The sequence below is a fragment of the Achromobacter dolens genome (genome assembly GCF_902859745.1).
GTDB classification, from domain to species: Bacteria; Pseudomonadota; Gammaproteobacteria; order Burkholderiales; family Burkholderiaceae_B; genus Achromobacter; species Achromobacter dolens.
The window spans coordinates 13885-28510 of the sequence record NZ_CADIJW010000034.1 but is presented as its reverse complement, the minus strand read 5'-3'; the positions used below and the strand labels follow the sequence as shown (position 1 = coordinate 28510).

Genomic DNA, 14626 nt, shown 5'->3' with positions numbered 1-14626 from the left:
CCGCCATGCTCCGTCCCTGCCTGACCCTGCTGCGCCGCGCGCTCGCCCCCGCGCTCCTGGCCCTGGCGCTGACCCCCGTCGCGTCCGCCAAAGACACCAAAGACAAGGAACCGCCGATCCGCATCGGCGAGATCAACAGCTACAAGGCGATTCCCGCCTTCCTGGGCCCGTACAAGAAGGGCTGGCAACTGGCGCTGGAAGAAGTCAACGCGTCCGGCGGCGTGCTGGGCCGCAAGCTCGAGGTGATTTCGCGCGACGACAACGGCAACCCAGGCGATTCAGTCCGCGCCGCCCAGGAACTGCTGGCCCGCGAAAAGGTGGACCTGCTGTTCGGCGGCTTCCTGTCCAACACCGGCCTGGCGCTGACCGATTTCGCCAAGCAGCAGCAGGTGTTCTTCCTGGCCGCCGAGCCGCTGACAGACAAGATCACCTGGCAGGAAGGCAACCGCTATACCTGGCGCCTGCGGCCTTCGACCTGGATGCACGTGGCCGCGCTGGCGCCCAAGGCGCTGGCGCTGCGCAAGAAGCGCTGGGCCATCGTCTACCCCAATTACGAGTACGGCCAATCGGCCGTGGCCACCTTCAAGGCCATGATGAAGTCGTTCCAGTCCGACGTCGAATTCGTCGCCGAGCAGGCCGTGCCGCTGGGCAAGGTCGACGCCGGCGCGGTGGTCCAGGCCCTGGCCGACGCCAAGCCGGACGCCATCTTCAACGTGCTGTTCGCCGCCGACCTGACGCGCTTCGTGCGCGAGGGCAACACCCGCGGCCTGTTCGAGAACCGCGCCGTGGTCTCGGTGCTGTCCGGCGAACCGGAGTACCTGGAGCCGCTGGGCGCCGACACGCCGTCTGGCTGGATCGTCACCGGCTACCCCTGGTACGCCATCGACACCCCGGCCAACAAAACCTTCGTCGAGGCCTACCGCAAGCGCTACAACGAGACGCCCAAGGTCGGCTCGGTGGTCGGCTACGCGTCGCTCATGTCGATCGCCCAGGGCCTGAAGGCGGCCGGCGAGGTCGACACCGAAAAACTCGTCGACGCCTTCGCCGGGCTGAAAGTGGACACGCCCTACGGCCCGATCCAGTACCGCAAGATCGACCACCAGTCGACCATGGGCGTCTACATCGGCGTCACCGCGGTCGAGGACGGCAAGGGCATCATGAAGGACTTCGCCTACATCGACGGCGCGCGCCTGCAACCGCCGGACGAACAAGTTCGCAAGATGCGCCCGCACTGATGAGCCTGTCCGGGCTGCTGTCGCAGTTGCTCAATGGCCTGGCGGATGCCAGCGCGCTGTTCCTGGTGGCCGCCGGCCTGTCGCTGATCTTCGGCGTCACGCGGGTCGTCAATTTCGCGCACGGCTCCTTCTACATGCTGGGGATATACCTCGCCTGGAGCTTCACCCGGTATTTCGGTGACGGCCCGGGCTACTGGGCCGGGCTGCTGCTGGCGGCGCTGGCCACCGGCCTGATCGGCGCCGCGGCTGAACTGCTGGTGCTCAAGCGGCTATACCGCGCGCCGGAACTGTTCCAGTTGCTGGCGACCTTCGCGCTGGTGCTGATCATCGGCGACGCCGCTCTGGCGATCTGGGGCCCGGAAGACCTGTTCGCGGCCCGCGCGCCCGGCCTCTCCGGCGCGGTCGAAATCCTGGGCAGGCGCTTTCCCCAATATGACCTGCTGCTGATCGTGGCCGGCCCGGTGGTGCTGGGCCTGCTGTGGCTGCTGCTGATGCGCACCCGCTGGGGCCGGCTGCTGCGCGCCGCCGCCGAGAACCGCGACATGCTGGCCGCGCTCGGCGTCAACCAGGCCTGGCTGTTCACCTCGGCCTTCACGCTGGGCGCGTTCCTGGCCGGGCTCGGCGGCGCGCTGGCCGCGCCGCGCGTGCCCGCCACGCTCGGGCTCGATCTGGAGATCATCGCCAGCGCCTTCGTAGTCGTTGTCGTCGGCGGCCTGGGCTCGATTCCCGGCGCCTTCCTGGCGGCGGTGCTGATCTGCTGCGTCAAGGCCGTCTTCGTCTTCCTGGGGCAAGTGCAGATCGGCCCCTGGCTGTTCAACCTGTCCAAGCTCACCCTGCTGGCCGAATTCGCCGTGATGGCCGTCGTGCTGGTGGCGCGTCCCTGGGGCCTGCTGGGCCAGCCGCCGGCGCCCTCCTCGCATGCGCTGGCGGCCGAGGCGCCCATCGCCCCCGCCGGCCGCCGTCTGCGGCTGGCCTACGGCGCGTTGCTGGCATTGCTGGTCCTGGCGCCCCTGGCGACGGCGCAGTGGCCGTATCTGGGCATCCTGCTGACCGAAGTGCTGATCGCCGCCCTGTTCGCCGCGAGCCTGCATTTCCTGACCGGCCTGGCCGGCATGACCACATTCGGCCACGCCGCCTGGTTCGGCCTGGGCGCCTACGGCGCGGCGCTGCTGCTGAAACTGGCGGCCCTGCCGATGGAAGCCGCGTTGCTGCTGGGCCCGCTGGCCGCCGGGCTTGGCGCGGCGCTGTTCGGCTGGTTCTGCGTGCGCCTGTCCGGCGTGTACCTGGCGATGCTGACCCTGGCCGTGGCGCAGATCCTGTGGGCGCTGGCCTATCAATGGGATGCGATGACCGGCGGCAGCAACGGCCTGACCGGCCTGTGGCCGTCGCGCTGGCTGACGCAGGGTCCCTGGTTCTACTACCTGACGCTGGCGCTTTGCGCGCTCGGCATCGCCTGGCTGCGGCGCCTGGCGTTCTCGCCGCTGGGCTACGCACTGCGCGGCGCGCGCGATTCGGCCTTGCGGGCCGAAGCGCAGGGCATGGACATCCGCCGCATCCAGTGGGCCGGCTTCGTGGCGGCGTCGCTGGCCGCGGGCATGGCCGGGGCGCTGTACGCGTTCTCCAAGGGCAGCATCGCTCCCGACGTGCTCGGCGTGAGCCGGTCGGTGGATGGGCTGGTGATGGTGCTGCTGGGCGGTCTGCAGACGCTGGCCGGCCCGCTGGTCGGCGCGGCCGCCTACACCTGGCTGCAGGATGTCGCGGCACGCAGCACGGACTACTGGCACGCGGTGCTGGGGCTCGCCATCCTGGCGCTGGTGATGGCGTTCCCGTCGGGCCTGGCGGGCGCCGCCGCGCGCTGGACGCGGAGGCGCGCATGACCGCCAACGCCTTGCTGACGGTCGAGGGACTGCGCAAATCATTCGGCGGCATCGACGCGCTGGCGGATGTCTCGTTCCAGCTCGAGGCCGGCCAGATGCTGGCGTTGATCGGCCCGAACGGCGCCGGCAAGTCCACCTGCTTCAACGTGCTGGGCGGCCAGTTGCGACCCGATACCGGATCGGTGCGGCTGGACGGCCGCGAGCTGGTGGGCCTGACGGCGGGCAAGATCTGCCGCCTGGGCGTTGGGCGCACCTTCCAGACCGCCGCCACCTTCCGCTCGATGACGGTGCTTGAAAACGTGCAGACGGCCCTGCTGTCGCGCGACCGCCTGTTGTTCCGTCCCTGGCGCCGCGCCGCATTGCACCGCGCCGACGAGGCCATGGCGCTGCTGGACCAGGTGCGGATGGCCGCCCAGGCCGGCGCGCACTGCGGCGCCCTGGCCTACGGCGACGTCAAGCGGGTCGAGCTGGCCATGGCGTTGGCGCACCGGCCGAAGCTGCTGCTGATGGACGAACCCACCGCCGGCATGGCCACCAACGAACGCCACGCGCTCATGCGCCTGACGCGTGAACTGGCCGACACGCAGCGCATGGCCGTACTGTTCACCGAGCACAGCCTGGACGTGGTCTTCAAACATGCCGACCGCATCGCCGTGCTGGTGCGCGGCCGCCTGCTGGCCGAGGGCCCGCCAGACCGGATCGCGGCCGACGCACGCGTCCAGGCCGCCTATCTCGGCACCGACGCGCCGCCCCCCTGAGACCGGATCAGTGGCCGGCCTGCGGGCTATCCGGCTGGCATTCCCAGAACACCCTGGCCTGGCAGCCCGCGCAGATGCCCCGGTCCAGCCTGGCGTAGATGGCGTGCAGCGCGGTCGCCTTGTCAGGAAACACGTGGTCCGCGCCCAGCCGCTCCAGGAAGCCGGTGCGGCGCCACATCGCCAGCACCTCGGGACGCGGCCGGTGGAAATAAAGGTCGCCTCCCATGGCGCGGCGCGCTACCAGTTCGTCCTCCCAGACCTGGGCGCCGGCCAGGTCGATGAAGTTCATGCTCTTGGCCATCACCAGCAAATGGCGCGGCGCATCCGCACCCGCGCGCAGTTCCTGCAGGCGCTGCGCCACGTGCGCGGCTGCGCCGAAATACACCGACCCTTCCATGCGCAGCAGCTTGAGCTGGGGGCATTCCGGCAAAGCCTCGGGCTGCTGCGCCAGCACCACGAAGCGGCGGTCCAGGCCGCGCGAATCGAACCCCATGGTGCGCATCGCCGGCCGCGAGGTGCGATGCAGGTACGCCATCAGCGACAGCACGGTGCCCAGCAGGATCGCCACCTCCATGCGGATGGTGACGGTGGCCGCCAGCGTGGCCGCGGCGATCGCGCTTTCGCCCGGCTGGGTGCGGATCAACTGGCGCCAGCGGGGCACGTCCAGCAGGGTCCAGGCCACCAGCAGCAACAGGCCCGCGATGGCCGCTTGCGGAATCCGCGCCAGCAGGGGGCCGCTCAGCGCCACCAGCGCCATCAGCAGCAGCGCCGAGAACACCGCCGCCAGCGGCGTCTTTGCGCCCGCCTCGTAGTTGGGGATGGAACGGTTGAGCGAGCCGCAGGACAGATAACAGGAAAAGAAACCGCCCACGACGTTGGAGAGCCCCTGCCCGACGAATTCACGATTGGCGTCGATGCGCTGTCCCGAACGCGTCGCCACCGCCTTGGCGATGGAAATCGATTGCGCCAGCGCCACGATGGTCAATGCGAACGCCAGGCTGAGCAGATCGGGCAAGGCGCGCCAGTCGATGCTGGGCACGTGGAAGGGCGGCCACGGCTGCGCCAGATCTCCCAGGAGCGGCACCGGCGCGGCGCCAAGGCGCGCCGCCAGCGCATTGAACACCGCCGCGGCCAGCGCCCCCGCCACCAATCCGGCCAGCATGTAGGGCCTGCGCCTGTCCAGCCGCCTGAGCAACAGGGCCGCGGCGATCGTCACGGCAGTCACCAGCAGCGCGCCCGCCAGCGACTGGTCCCAATGGCCGGCCAGGCTGGCCAGCAACGCGCCGGCGCCATGCGAATCCGGCGCAGGCAGGCCCAGCGCATCCTTGAGCGCATGCACCGCGATCAGCAGGGCCGCGCCGCTAGTGAAGCCGAACAGCGCCGATGGTGAAATGAAGTGCGCCAGCGAACCCAGCCTCAGGGCGCCCACCAGCCATTGCATCAGGCCGACCAGCACCGTCACCGCCAGGGCCAGTTCGATGTAGCCCGGACTGCCCGCCACCGCCAGCGGCGTCAGCACCGCGAACAGCGCCAGCGAATTGGCATTGGTGGGGCCGGACATGACATGGCGGCTGGAACCGAACAGCGCCGCCACGATACAGGGCACGATGGCCGAATACAGGCCATATTGCGCCGGCAGCCCGGCCAGCGTGGCGAAGGCCACGCCCTGCGGCAGCACCAGCAGCGCGCCGAGCAGCCCGGCCGTCAGGTCCGCGCGCAGGGTCGCGGGCCCGACTTCCGGCACCCAATCGCCCAACACCCGCGCCAACCGCGCTTTCCATCCCGCCGCCATCGCTCCCCTGCCCCGTCTCTCTCTTCTGCATTCCCGCGCGCTCAGCGCAGGAACCTGCGTTCCAGCTCGCGCATGTCCGCGTCGCCCTGGAGACCGATGATATCGCGCACGGTCGGCAGGCCGGCATCGACGGCATGGATGCCGCCGTCCTCGCGGATGCGGGCGAAGACCTTGCGCATCGCGCCCACGGCTGCTCGGATCGCGTGGTTGCCGTAGATCACCAGCCCCACCTTGCCCAGCGCCTGGATGTCGCGCTCGCGCAGTTGCGGGTACGCGGTGGGCACCAGCACCAGCGGCACGCCGCCGGACCAGGCCGCGACGAAGGCCAGCACCTCGTCGGGGGTGGCCTGCCTGGAATGGATCAGGATGGCGTCGGCGCCGGCCGCCTCATAGGCCGCGGCGCGCGCCAGGGCCTCGGCCTGTCCAAGTCCCGCGATCAGCGCTTCGGTCCGCGCGATGACGCAGAAATCGGGATCGCGACGGGCGGCACAGGCCGCTTCGATCTTGCCCTGGAATTCCTCCACGCGCACCAGTTCCTGGCGGCCATCGGTCCGCAGGCTGGTGTCCTTGGGAAAGGTCTTGTCTTCCATCACGACCGCCGACACGCCCGCGGCCTCGTATTGCGGCACGACGTAGGAAACGTTGATGGCGTTGCCGAACCCGGTGTCGATATCGGCGATGACCGGCACGTCGACCGTGGCGGCCATGGCGCGCATCATGTCCAGGTGCACCCCGGCCGACAGGATATTCGCGTCCGGCACGGCGTAGCTGGCCGACAATTCAAAGCCACTGCCCCAGATCGCGTCGAACCCGGCCTCCATCGCCAGCCGGGCGGCCAGCGGATTGTGCGCCGACATGGCGTGCATCAGGGCGGGATCCTGCAGTTTCCGGCGAAAGCGTGCGTTGCGGTGCATGGCGTGGCGATCCGAGATCCGGCGCGGATTGCCCCGGCTGCGACCATTTAACACTAAAAGAAAGCGCCGGGCGGCCTCCAGGCGCGCGACGAGGTTCAGCCAGCCTCGCCGCCGCGCCGCGCCTTCATCGCCCGGCTGATCGCGGCCAGGGCGTCATCGCCGATCAGGCGCGCGGCCAGCGGCAGCAGTTCATCCTCTTCGCGCTGGATATGCGCCGCATAGGCCGCCGCGAACGCCTCAACCTGCGCCGGCGGCAGCGCCGCCGGGCGGCCCGCCGCGATCTCGCCCAGGATTTGCCGCAACGGCGCCCACAGCGCTGCCAGCCGGGCATGATCGGCAATCAATCCATCGACCAGCGCGCGCAGGCAGACGGCGTCGGAACCCGCCATGGACTCGATCAGAGCCGGGAACAGGTCCTCTTCCTCGTCTTCGTGGTGGTGGATCGCGGCCGTCTGGAAATAACGCGCGACGCCCGCCGCCGCGACCCGGGCCGCGTCATCGCTGCCATGCGCAGGCAGATGCGCGGCCAGGCGCCGCAAGGTTGCGCATTGCCGCGCAATGCGTCCATGACAGGCGGACAGCAGCCCAAGAGGATCATCGGTGGTCGGCGCCGCGGCCGGCCCACCCGGAAAACTCACCGCCATGTCCCCTCCCGTCGGATCAGGAATGCCCGCGCCACCACAAGCGGATGGAATCCCAGGCGCGGCCGGCGAATCCGGCCTCGGCCACCGGCTCCAGCGCCACCACCGGAAACTGCATGGCGGGCTTGCCGTCGACCATCACGCGCAGCGAGCCGACCGTGGCCTGGGCCGCGATCGGCGCCACCAGCGGATCCTGCGGGGTCCAGACCGGCTCGACCTTGGCGCCGGCCGGCACCGTGACGTAGGCGTCGCGCGCGAAACCGGCCTTGAGCGTGTCGGTCTGGCCCTTCCAGACCTCGGGCGTGGCCACCGCCTGGCCCTTCGCATATAACTTGATGGTATTGAACCCCTGGAAGCCCCATTCCAGCAACTCGCGGCTCTCCTGGGTGCGCAGTTTGTCCGAGGCCGTGCCGACCACCACCGTGATCAGGCGGCGCTGGTCGCGGCCGTTGGGCCGGTGCGCGGTCGCCACGATGCAGTAACCGGCCGCGTCGGTATGGCCCGTCTTCAGGCCGTCGACGCTGGGATCGAGCCACAGCAGCCGGTTGCGGTTGGGTTGCGTGATGTTGTTATAGGTGAAGGTCTTGGCCGAATCGTAGGCCTTGTACAGCTCGGGGTAATCGCGGATGAAGCGCGTGGCAAGGATCGACAGGTCGCTGACCGTGGAATACGTGCCCGGATCCGGCAGCCCGTGGGGACTGGCGAAGTGCGTGCCATGCAGGCCGAGTTGCACGGCGGTGTCATTCATGCGCGCCACGAACGCCTCGACGCTGCCCGACAGCGCTTCGGCGAGCGCGATCGCCGCGTCATTGCCGGACTGGATCATCAGGCCGCGCAGCAACTGGTCCACCGACACCTTGGAGCCCGGCTCCAGGAACATCTTGGAACTGCCGGGCGGCACTTTCCAGGCGCGCGTCGAGATGGTCACCTTCTGGTCCGGCGACAGCTCCTTGTTGTGGATAGCGCCGAACACCACGTACGCCGTCATGATCTTGGTGAGCGAGGCCGGCTCGATCCGGGCGGTGGCCGCGTGCGACGCGATCACCTGGCCGCTGGTCTCGTCCAGCAGCAACCAGGCCTTGGCCGACAGGTCTGGCTGGGGCATCGATTGCGCCAGGGCGCCTGACATACACGCGGTCGCAACGAGCAGGCTCGCCGCCAACTTCTTCATCAACATAGGGTGCTTCACTTCCATGCGGGGTAAGGATGGCACGCGGGCCAGCGCCGGCAGGCGGCCACACCGCCACCCGCCCGCGCCCGCCGACGCGCGGCGCGAAGCATTGGAACACGCTTGGCCCGGATGGTTCAAAACGGCCCGGCGCGCGCAACGTCTGCTGCCGCGCAATGGCCTGGCGCGCGCGTTCCGATGCCGCGCGTGCCACTGAAAAAATCGCAGCGATTGTCACTGCATTTTGCAGAACCCCTTGTAGAAGGGGTTTTTCTGCCTGGAAAACAACAAAGATTGCGCGAAAGGCCTTGCGAAACCGGCTACAACCGCCACTCTTCCGCTATCATCGGGCGCGTAGCGTTAAACGCCGATACCCGGCGCGCGCGCTGCCCCATGTCCTCAACATACGGATTTTGACCATGGCCACGAAAGCTAAAGCTCCTGCCAAGAAAGTCACCAAGCCCGCCGCCAAGGCGCCCGCAAAGAAGGCTACCGCCGCCAAACCCGCTGTGAAGCCGGCAGCCAAGAAGGCCGTCGCCGCCAAGAAGGTCGCTGCCGCCCCCAAGGCTATCAAGGCTGCTCTGAACAAGACCCAGCTGATCGCCTACATCGTCGAGCAGTCCGGCGTTGAAGCCAAGGCGGTCAAGGCCGTCCTGGCCAGCCTGGAAACCTCGGTGCTGAGCTCCGTGGACAAGAAGGGCGCTGGCGAATTCACGCTGCCCGGCCTGTTCAAGGTTGCCGTGCAGAAGGTCCCCGCCAAGGCCAAGCGCTTCGGCAAGGATCCGTTCACCGGCGAAGAGCGCTGGTTCCCCGCCAAGCCGGCTTCGGTCAAGGTGAAGGTTCGCCCGCTCAAGAAGCTGAAGGACGCCGCGCAGTAATTCCGCACGGTTATCCGGTCAAGCCGGAAAGGGCCTGCCCCGCAAGGGGCGGGCCCTTTCTTTTTTGCGCGCCCGCGCTTCCCGGCGCGGTCCGCGCCCGCCGGCGGGCGCGCCTTGCATGATCCCGGGACGGCCTGCTAGAATTTATCTTTATATAAAGATACTTCATATAAAAACATCATGAATGATCTGGTCGACCTGGTGCTGTCGCAGTGGGAGCAGGAATGTCCCAACCTGGATATCTCGCCGATGAGCGTCCTCAGCCGCGTGTTCCGCTTCCACGCCTTCGCCGCGCGTGACGTGGGCCAGGCGTTCAAGCGCCACCACCTGCACCAGGGCGAATTCGACGTGCTCGCGACGCTGTACCGCACCGGCGCACCATACGCCATGAATCCGCAGAAGCTGGTCGCGGCGCTGCTGCTGACCTCGGGCGCCATGACCAACCGGCTGGACCGCCTGGAACAGGCCGGCCTGCTGGCGCGCACGCCCAACCCCGACGACCGTCGCGGCGTCATCGTGGCGCTGACCGCCGAAGGCCTGCGCGTCATCAAGCAGGTGCTCAAGGATTACCTGCGCGAACTGGAATCGCTGCTCGCCCCCTTGAACGCCACCGAACGCCGCCAGATGGCCGGCCTGCTGAAGAAACTGCTGATTCCGCACGACCGGGAAACGCCCGGCGGCATCGCCGCCTGAGTCTTCCTTTCGCCACACTTCCACGCCCCGCCTCACATGAACGCCGCCCCTGCCCAACCCGCTCCGCTGACCGCGCCCGTCATCCTGCTGATGTCCGTCGCCACCGGCCTGGCGGTCGCCAGCAACTATTACGCGCAGCCGCTGCTGCACACCATCAGCCAGCAATTCACGCTGTCCAATGCCACCGCCGGCAGCATCGTCATGATCGCGCAGTTGAGCTACGCGCTCGGCCTGATCCTGCTGGTGCCGCTGGGCGATCTGTTCGAACGCCGCGGCCTGATCGTGCTGATGACCCTGTTGTCGTCCGGCGGCCTGCTGGTGTCGGCCTTCGCCCGCAACATCCAGATGCTGATGCTGGGCACCGCGGTGACCGGCATGCTGTCGGTGGTGGCACAGGTGCTGGTGCCGTTCGCGGCCACCCTGGCGGCGCCGCACGAGCGCGGCAAGGCGGTCGGCACCGTCATGAGCGGCCTGCTGCTGGGCATCCTGCTGGCCCGCACCGCGGCCGGCGTGCTGGCCGACCTGGGCAGCTGGCGCACCGTCTACTGGGTCGCCGCGATCCTGATGCTCTGCATGTCGTGCGCGCTCTGGCGGGTGCTGCCGCGCCACAAGAGCCAGGCCGCGATGAGCTATCCGCGTCTGCTCGGCTCGATCTTCCGCCTGTTCGCCGAGGAACCGTTGCTGCGCGGCCGCTCGCTGCTGGGCGGCCTGCTGTTCGCCGCCTTCAGCATGCTGTGGACGCCGCTGACCTTCCTGCTGTCGGGCCCGGACTACGGTTTCAACAACACCACCATCGGCCTGTTCGGGCTGGCCGGCGCGGCCGGCGCCTACGCCGCCAACCGGTTCGGCAGGCTGGCCGACCGCGGCCTGGGCAACCAGGCCACCCGCATCGGCCTGCTGCTGCTGCTGGCGTCGTGGGGCCTGATGGCCTTCGGCCAGGCCTCGGTCATCGCGCTGCTGGCCGGCATCCTGATCCAGGACCTGGCGATCCAGGGCGTCCATGTCACCAATACCAGCTCGCTGTACCGCACCCGTCCCGAGGCCCGCAGCCGCCTGACGGCCGGTTACATGACCAGCTACTTCATCGGCGGGGCGACCGGATCACTGGTATCGTCCTGGCTGTACTCCCATTACGGCTGGCCCGGCGTGGTCACCGCGGGCGCGGTTCTGGCGGCCATAACCCTGGCCTACGGCATGCTCGGGGCCAGCGCCCGCATCCCGGAAACCGCCCCGCCCCCTATCCGCGCCTAGCACCTCCTATAATCAGGGGTTTTGACCGCCCCCGCGCCTGGCGCGCGGGGGCGGTTCACCCATTTTTCGCCATCGCGCACGAGCCCATGCAGGAACGTTACCTCCCCACTACCGTCGAAGCGGCCGCCCACCAAGACTGGCAGGCACGCGACGCCTATCTGGTCCATGAACACGCGAAGAACCCGGACGGCTCCGAGAAGCCGAAGTTCTACGCCTGCTCGATGCTGCCCTATCCCAGCGGCAAGCTGCACATGGGCCACGTGCGCAACTACACCATCAACGACATGATGGCGCGCCAGTTGCGCATGCGGGGCTACAACGTGCTGATGCCGATGGGCTGGGATGCCTTCGGCATGCCGGCCGAGAACGCCGCCATCAAGTCCAAGGTGCCGCCCGCCAAGTGGACCTACGACAACATCGCCTACATGAAGAAGCAGATGAAGGCGATGGGCCTGGCGATCGACTGGTCGCGCGAAATGTGCGCCTGCGATCCCGAGTACTACAAGTGGAACCAGTGGCTGTTCCTGAAGATGCTCGAAAAGGGCGTCGCCTACCGCAAGACCCAGGTCGTGAACTGGGACCCGGTCGACCAGACCGTGCTGGCCAACGAACAGGTCATCGACGGCCGCGGCTGGCGCTCGGGCGCCCCGGTCGAAAAGCGCGAGATCCCCGGCTACTACCTGCGCATCACCGATTACGCCGACGAACTGCTGGGCGCGGTGCAGAACGACCTGCCCGGCTGGCCCGAGCGCGTGCGCCTGATGCAGGAAAACTGGATCGGCAAGTCCGAGGGCCTGCGCTTCGCCTTCCCGCACCAGATCGCCGGCCAGGACGGCCAGTTGATCCAGGACGGCAAGCTGTACGTCTTCACCACCCGCGCCGACACCATCATGGGCGTGACCTTCTGCGCCGTGGCGCCGGAACATCCCCTGGCCACCCACGCCGCGCAGTCGAACCCGGCCCTGGCCGCCTTCATCGAACAGTGCAAGCTGGGCGGCACCACCGAGGCCGAACTGGCCACGCGCGAAAAGGAAGGCCTGCCCACCGGCCTGTTCGTGACGCACCCGATCACCGGCGACCAGGTCGAAGTCTGGGTCGGCAACTACGTGCTCATGACCTACGGCGACGGCGCCGTGATGGGCGTGCCCGCGCACGACGAACGCGACTTCGCCTTCGCCAGGAAATACAACCTGCCGATCCGCCAGGTCGTGGATGTGGCCGGCAAGGCCTACTCCACCGACGCCTGGCAGGAATGGTACGGCGACAAGCAGAGCGGCCGCACCATCAACTCCGGCAAGTACGACGGCCTGTCGCACAAGGAAGCCGTGGACGCCATCGCCGCCGACCTGGGCGCGCAAGGCCTGGGCGAAAAGCAGACGACCTGGCGCCTGCGCGACTGGGGCATCTCGCGCCAGCGCTATTGGGGCACCCCGATCCCCATCATCCACTGCGCGGACTGCGGCCCGGTGCCGGTCCCCGAAAAGGACCTGCCGGTGGTGCTGCCGGACGACCTGATCCCGGACGGCAGCGGCAACCCGCTGGCCAAGAACGAAGCCTTCCTGTCGTGCGCCTGCCCCAGTTGCGGCAAGCCGGCGCGCCGCGAGACGGACACGATGGACACCTTCGTGGATTCGTCCTGGTACTTCATGCGCTACACCTCGCCGGGCAACAACACTGCCATGGTCGACGCGCGCAATGACTACTGGATGCCGATGGACCAGTACATCGGGGGCATCGAGCACGCGGTCCTGCACCTGCTGTACGCGCGCTTCTGGACCAAGGTCATGCGCGACATGGGCCTGCTCAACTTCGACGAGCCCTTCACCAAGCTGCTGTGCCAGGGCATGGTGCTGAACCACATCTACTCGCGCAAGAACGCCCAGGGCGGCATCGAGTATTTCTGGCCCGAGGAAGTCGAGAACGTCTACGACGCGCGCGGCGCCATCATCGGCGCCAAGCTCAAGTCCGACGGCTCGGACGTGACCTACGGCGGCGTGGGCACGATGTCCAAGTCCAAGAACAACGGCGTCGATCCGCAATCGCTGATCGACACGTTGGGCGCCGACACCGCGCGCCTGTTCGTGATGTTCGCCAGCCCGCCCGAGCAGACCCTCGAATGGTCCGATTCCGGCGTCGAAGGCTCGAACCGCTTCCTGCGCCGCCTGTGGTCGATCAGCTACGCGCAGCGCGACACCGTCGCCCGCGGCCTGGCCGCCGGCGCCGACTGGACCGACGCGCCCGCCGCCGTCAAGGATCTGCGCCGCGAGGTCTACAACCTGCTCAAGCAGGCCGACTACGACTACCAGCGCATCCAGTACAACACCGTCGTGTCGGCGTGCATGAAGATGCTCAATGCCATCGACGACGCCAAGCTGCCCGAAGGCAAGCACGCCGACGCCGCCTACGCCGAAACGCTGGGCGTGCTGCTGCGCGTGCTGTACCCGGTGGTGCCGCACATCACCTGGCACCTGTGGCGCGACCTCGGCTACGCGCACGAGCTGGGCGACCTGCTCGACGCGCCGTGGCCGCACGTCGACGAAGCCGCGCTGGTGGCGGACGAAATCGAACTGATGCTGCAGGTCAACGGCAAGCTGCGCGGCTCGATCCGCGTCGCCGCCAAGGCCGCCAAGGAAGACATCGAGAAACTCGCCGCCGCCCAGGATGAAGTCGCCCGCTACCTGGAAGGCCGCCCGCCCAAGCGGGTCATCGTGGTTCCGGGCAAACTGGTCAACGTCGTAGGCTGATGAGGTCAAGCATGTACTTCGCCGGGCAACACACGCAATCCCCCCGCCAATCCTGGCTGCTGCGCGGCGCCTGCCTGGCGCTGTTCATGCTGATCTCGGCTTGCGGCTTCACGCTGCGCGGGGTCACCCCGCTGCCGTTCGAAACGTTGTATGTCGGCATTGCCGACAACACCCAATTCGGCGCCGACGTGCGCCGCGCGCTGCGCGCGGCCTCGCCCGACACCAAGCTGGTCACCTCGCCCAAGGACGCGCAGGCGATCCTGCAGGAGGTCTCCAACACGCGCGCCTTGCGCGAGGTGTCGCTGAACGCCCAGGGCCGTGTCGAGGAATACGAACTGGGCATCAACTACACCTTCCGCCTGATCGATGCGAAGGGCCGCGCCCTGATCCCGGACACGACCCTCTCGATCTACCGCGAAATGCCGTACGACGACCAGATCGTCCAGGCCAAGCAAGGGCAGATCGAAACGCTGTACCTCGCCATGCAGCGTGATCTGGTTTCGCGCTTGCTCCGCCGCATGACGGCTCCGGAAGTGCGCAAGGCCTTCGAAAACCGCGAACAGCGGGCGGAAGACGGCGAGACGCCGCTATACGATCCCACCGCGCCGCAGCCTCGCCGCACGCCGACCCCGTGGCAGACGCCGTCCACCACCGACCCTGCCTACACGCGCTGAC

Annotated in this window: 12 protein-coding genes; 8 read left to right on the top strand and 4 right to left on the bottom strand. The window is 68.3% G+C overall.

The window, feature by feature from the left end:
• Positions 1-5: 5 nt before the first annotated feature.
• From HV783_RS20550 to HV783_RS20540, 3 genes are read left to right on the top strand one after another with little or no spacing between them, the layout of a single operon-like run.
• Positions 6-1235, top strand: coding sequence for an ABC transporter substrate-binding protein (locus tag HV783_RS20550; protein ID WP_081273387.1), 1230 nt, complete (start codon positions 6-8; stop codon positions 1233-1235).
• Positions 1235-3112: an ABC transporter permease gene (locus tag HV783_RS20545; protein WP_175189786.1), complete on the top strand. Its 1878-nt coding sequence runs from the start codon at positions 1235-1237 to the stop codon at positions 3110-3112. The genes HV783_RS20550 and HV783_RS20545 overlap by 1 nt, the downstream gene beginning before the upstream one ends.
• A complete protein-coding gene (locus HV783_RS20540) occupies positions 3109-3870 on the top strand; it encodes an ABC transporter ATP-binding protein (RefSeq protein ID WP_175189785.1) in 762 nt (253 codons plus the stop codon). Before HV783_RS20545 ends, HV783_RS20540 begins: the two co-directional genes overlap by 4 nt.
• 7 nt (positions 3871-3877) lie before the next feature.
• On the opposite strand, the gene HV783_RS20535 is transcribed toward HV783_RS20540, so the two are convergent.
• From HV783_RS20535 to HV783_RS20520, 4 genes are all read right to left on the bottom strand, one after another.
• Positions 3878-5662 (bottom strand): SulP family inorganic anion transporter, encoded by a 1785-nt coding sequence (locus tag HV783_RS20535; RefSeq protein ID WP_054503258.1) that lies wholly within the window; start codon positions 5660-5662, stop codon positions 3878-3880.
• A 41-nt stretch (positions 5663-5703) separates the two neighbouring features.
• Positions 5704-6576, bottom strand: coding sequence for a phosphonopyruvate hydrolase (locus HV783_RS20530; RefSeq protein WP_175189784.1), 873 nt, complete (start codon positions 6574-6576; stop codon positions 5704-5706).
• 95 nt (positions 6577-6671) lie between these two features.
• Positions 6672-7220, bottom strand: coding sequence for a hemerythrin domain-containing protein (locus tag HV783_RS20525; RefSeq protein ID WP_144654573.1), 549 nt, complete (start codon positions 7218-7220; stop codon positions 6672-6674).
• Between the two features lie 16 nt (positions 7221-7236).
• The gene (locus HV783_RS20520) at positions 7237-8394 is read right to left on the bottom strand and encodes a D-alanyl-D-alanine carboxypeptidase family protein (protein ID WP_081273386.1); all 1158 of its coding nucleotides are present in this window, start codon (positions 8392-8394) and stop codon (positions 7237-7239) included.
• A gap of 410 nt (positions 8395-8804) precedes the next feature.
• Between HV783_RS20520 and HV783_RS20515 the strand changes: the two genes are divergently transcribed.
• The 5 genes from HV783_RS20515 (at position 8805) to HV783_RS20495 (ending at position 14625) form a co-directional block, all read left to right on the top strand.
• Complete coding sequence (locus HV783_RS20515; protein ID WP_054503261.1) at positions 8805-9263, top strand: HU family DNA-binding protein; 459 nt, start codon at positions 8805-8807, stop codon at positions 9261-9263.
• A gap of 180 nt (positions 9264-9443) precedes the next feature.
• Complete coding sequence (locus HV783_RS20510) at positions 9444-9956, top strand: MarR family winged helix-turn-helix transcriptional regulator (RefSeq protein WP_064523429.1); 513 nt, start codon at positions 9444-9446, stop codon at positions 9954-9956.
• A gap of 36 nt (positions 9957-9992) precedes the next feature.
• The gene (locus HV783_RS20505; RefSeq protein WP_054503263.1) at positions 9993-11207 is read left to right on the top strand and encodes an MFS transporter; all 1215 of its coding nucleotides are present in this window, start codon (positions 9993-9995) and stop codon (positions 11205-11207) included.
• Between the two features lie 86 nt (positions 11208-11293).
• On the top strand, positions 11294-13951 hold the full coding sequence (gene leuS, locus HV783_RS20500; protein ID WP_054503264.1) for a leucine--tRNA ligase: 2658 nt from the start codon (positions 11294-11296) through the stop codon (positions 13949-13951).
• Positions 13952-13962: 11 nt separating this feature from the next.
• A complete protein-coding gene (locus HV783_RS20495) occupies positions 13963-14625 on the top strand; it encodes an LPS-assembly lipoprotein LptE (protein ID WP_064523426.1) in 663 nt (220 codons plus the stop codon).
• The last annotated feature ends 1 nt before the right edge of the window (position 14626 follow it).

What these genes read in the sequence shown, in the direction of transcription:
- HV783_RS20550 (WP_081273387.1), top strand. Translation starts at nt 6, where the DNA reads ATGCTCCGTCCCTGCCTGACCCTGCTGCGCCGCGCGCTCGCCCCCGCG.
- HV783_RS20545 (WP_175189786.1), top strand. Translation starts at nt 1,235, where the DNA reads ATGAGCCTGTCCGGGCTGCTGTCGCAGTTGCTCAATGGCCTGGCGGAT.
- HV783_RS20540 (WP_175189785.1), top strand. Translation starts at nt 3,109, where the DNA reads ATGACCGCCAACGCCTTGCTGACGGTCGAGGGACTGCGCAAATCATTC.
- HV783_RS20535 (WP_054503258.1), bottom strand. Translation starts at nt 5,662, where the DNA reads ATGGCGGCGGGATGGAAAGCGCGGTTGGCGCGGGTGTTGGGCGATTGG.
- HV783_RS20530 (WP_175189784.1), bottom strand. Translation starts at nt 6,576, where the DNA reads ATGCACCGCAACGCACGCTTTCGCCGGAAACTGCAGGATCCCGCCCTG.
- HV783_RS20525 (WP_144654573.1), bottom strand. Translation starts at nt 7,220, where the DNA reads ATGGCGGTGAGTTTTCCGGGTGGGCCGGCCGCGGCGCCGACCACCGAT.
- HV783_RS20520 (WP_081273386.1), bottom strand. Translation starts at nt 8,394, where the DNA reads ATGTTGATGAAGAAGTTGGCGGCGAGCCTGCTCGTTGCGACCGCGTGT.
- HV783_RS20515 (WP_054503261.1), top strand. Translation starts at nt 8,805, where the DNA reads ATGGCCACGAAAGCTAAAGCTCCTGCCAAGAAAGTCACCAAGCCCGCC.
- HV783_RS20510 (WP_064523429.1), top strand. Translation starts at nt 9,444, where the DNA reads ATGAATGATCTGGTCGACCTGGTGCTGTCGCAGTGGGAGCAGGAATGT.
- HV783_RS20505 (WP_054503263.1), top strand. Translation starts at nt 9,993, where the DNA reads ATGAACGCCGCCCCTGCCCAACCCGCTCCGCTGACCGCGCCCGTCATC.
- leuS (WP_054503264.1), top strand. Translation starts at nt 11,294, where the DNA reads ATGCAGGAACGTTACCTCCCCACTACCGTCGAAGCGGCCGCCCACCAA.
- HV783_RS20495 (WP_064523426.1), top strand. Translation starts at nt 13,963, where the DNA reads ATGTACTTCGCCGGGCAACACACGCAATCCCCCCGCCAATCCTGGCTG.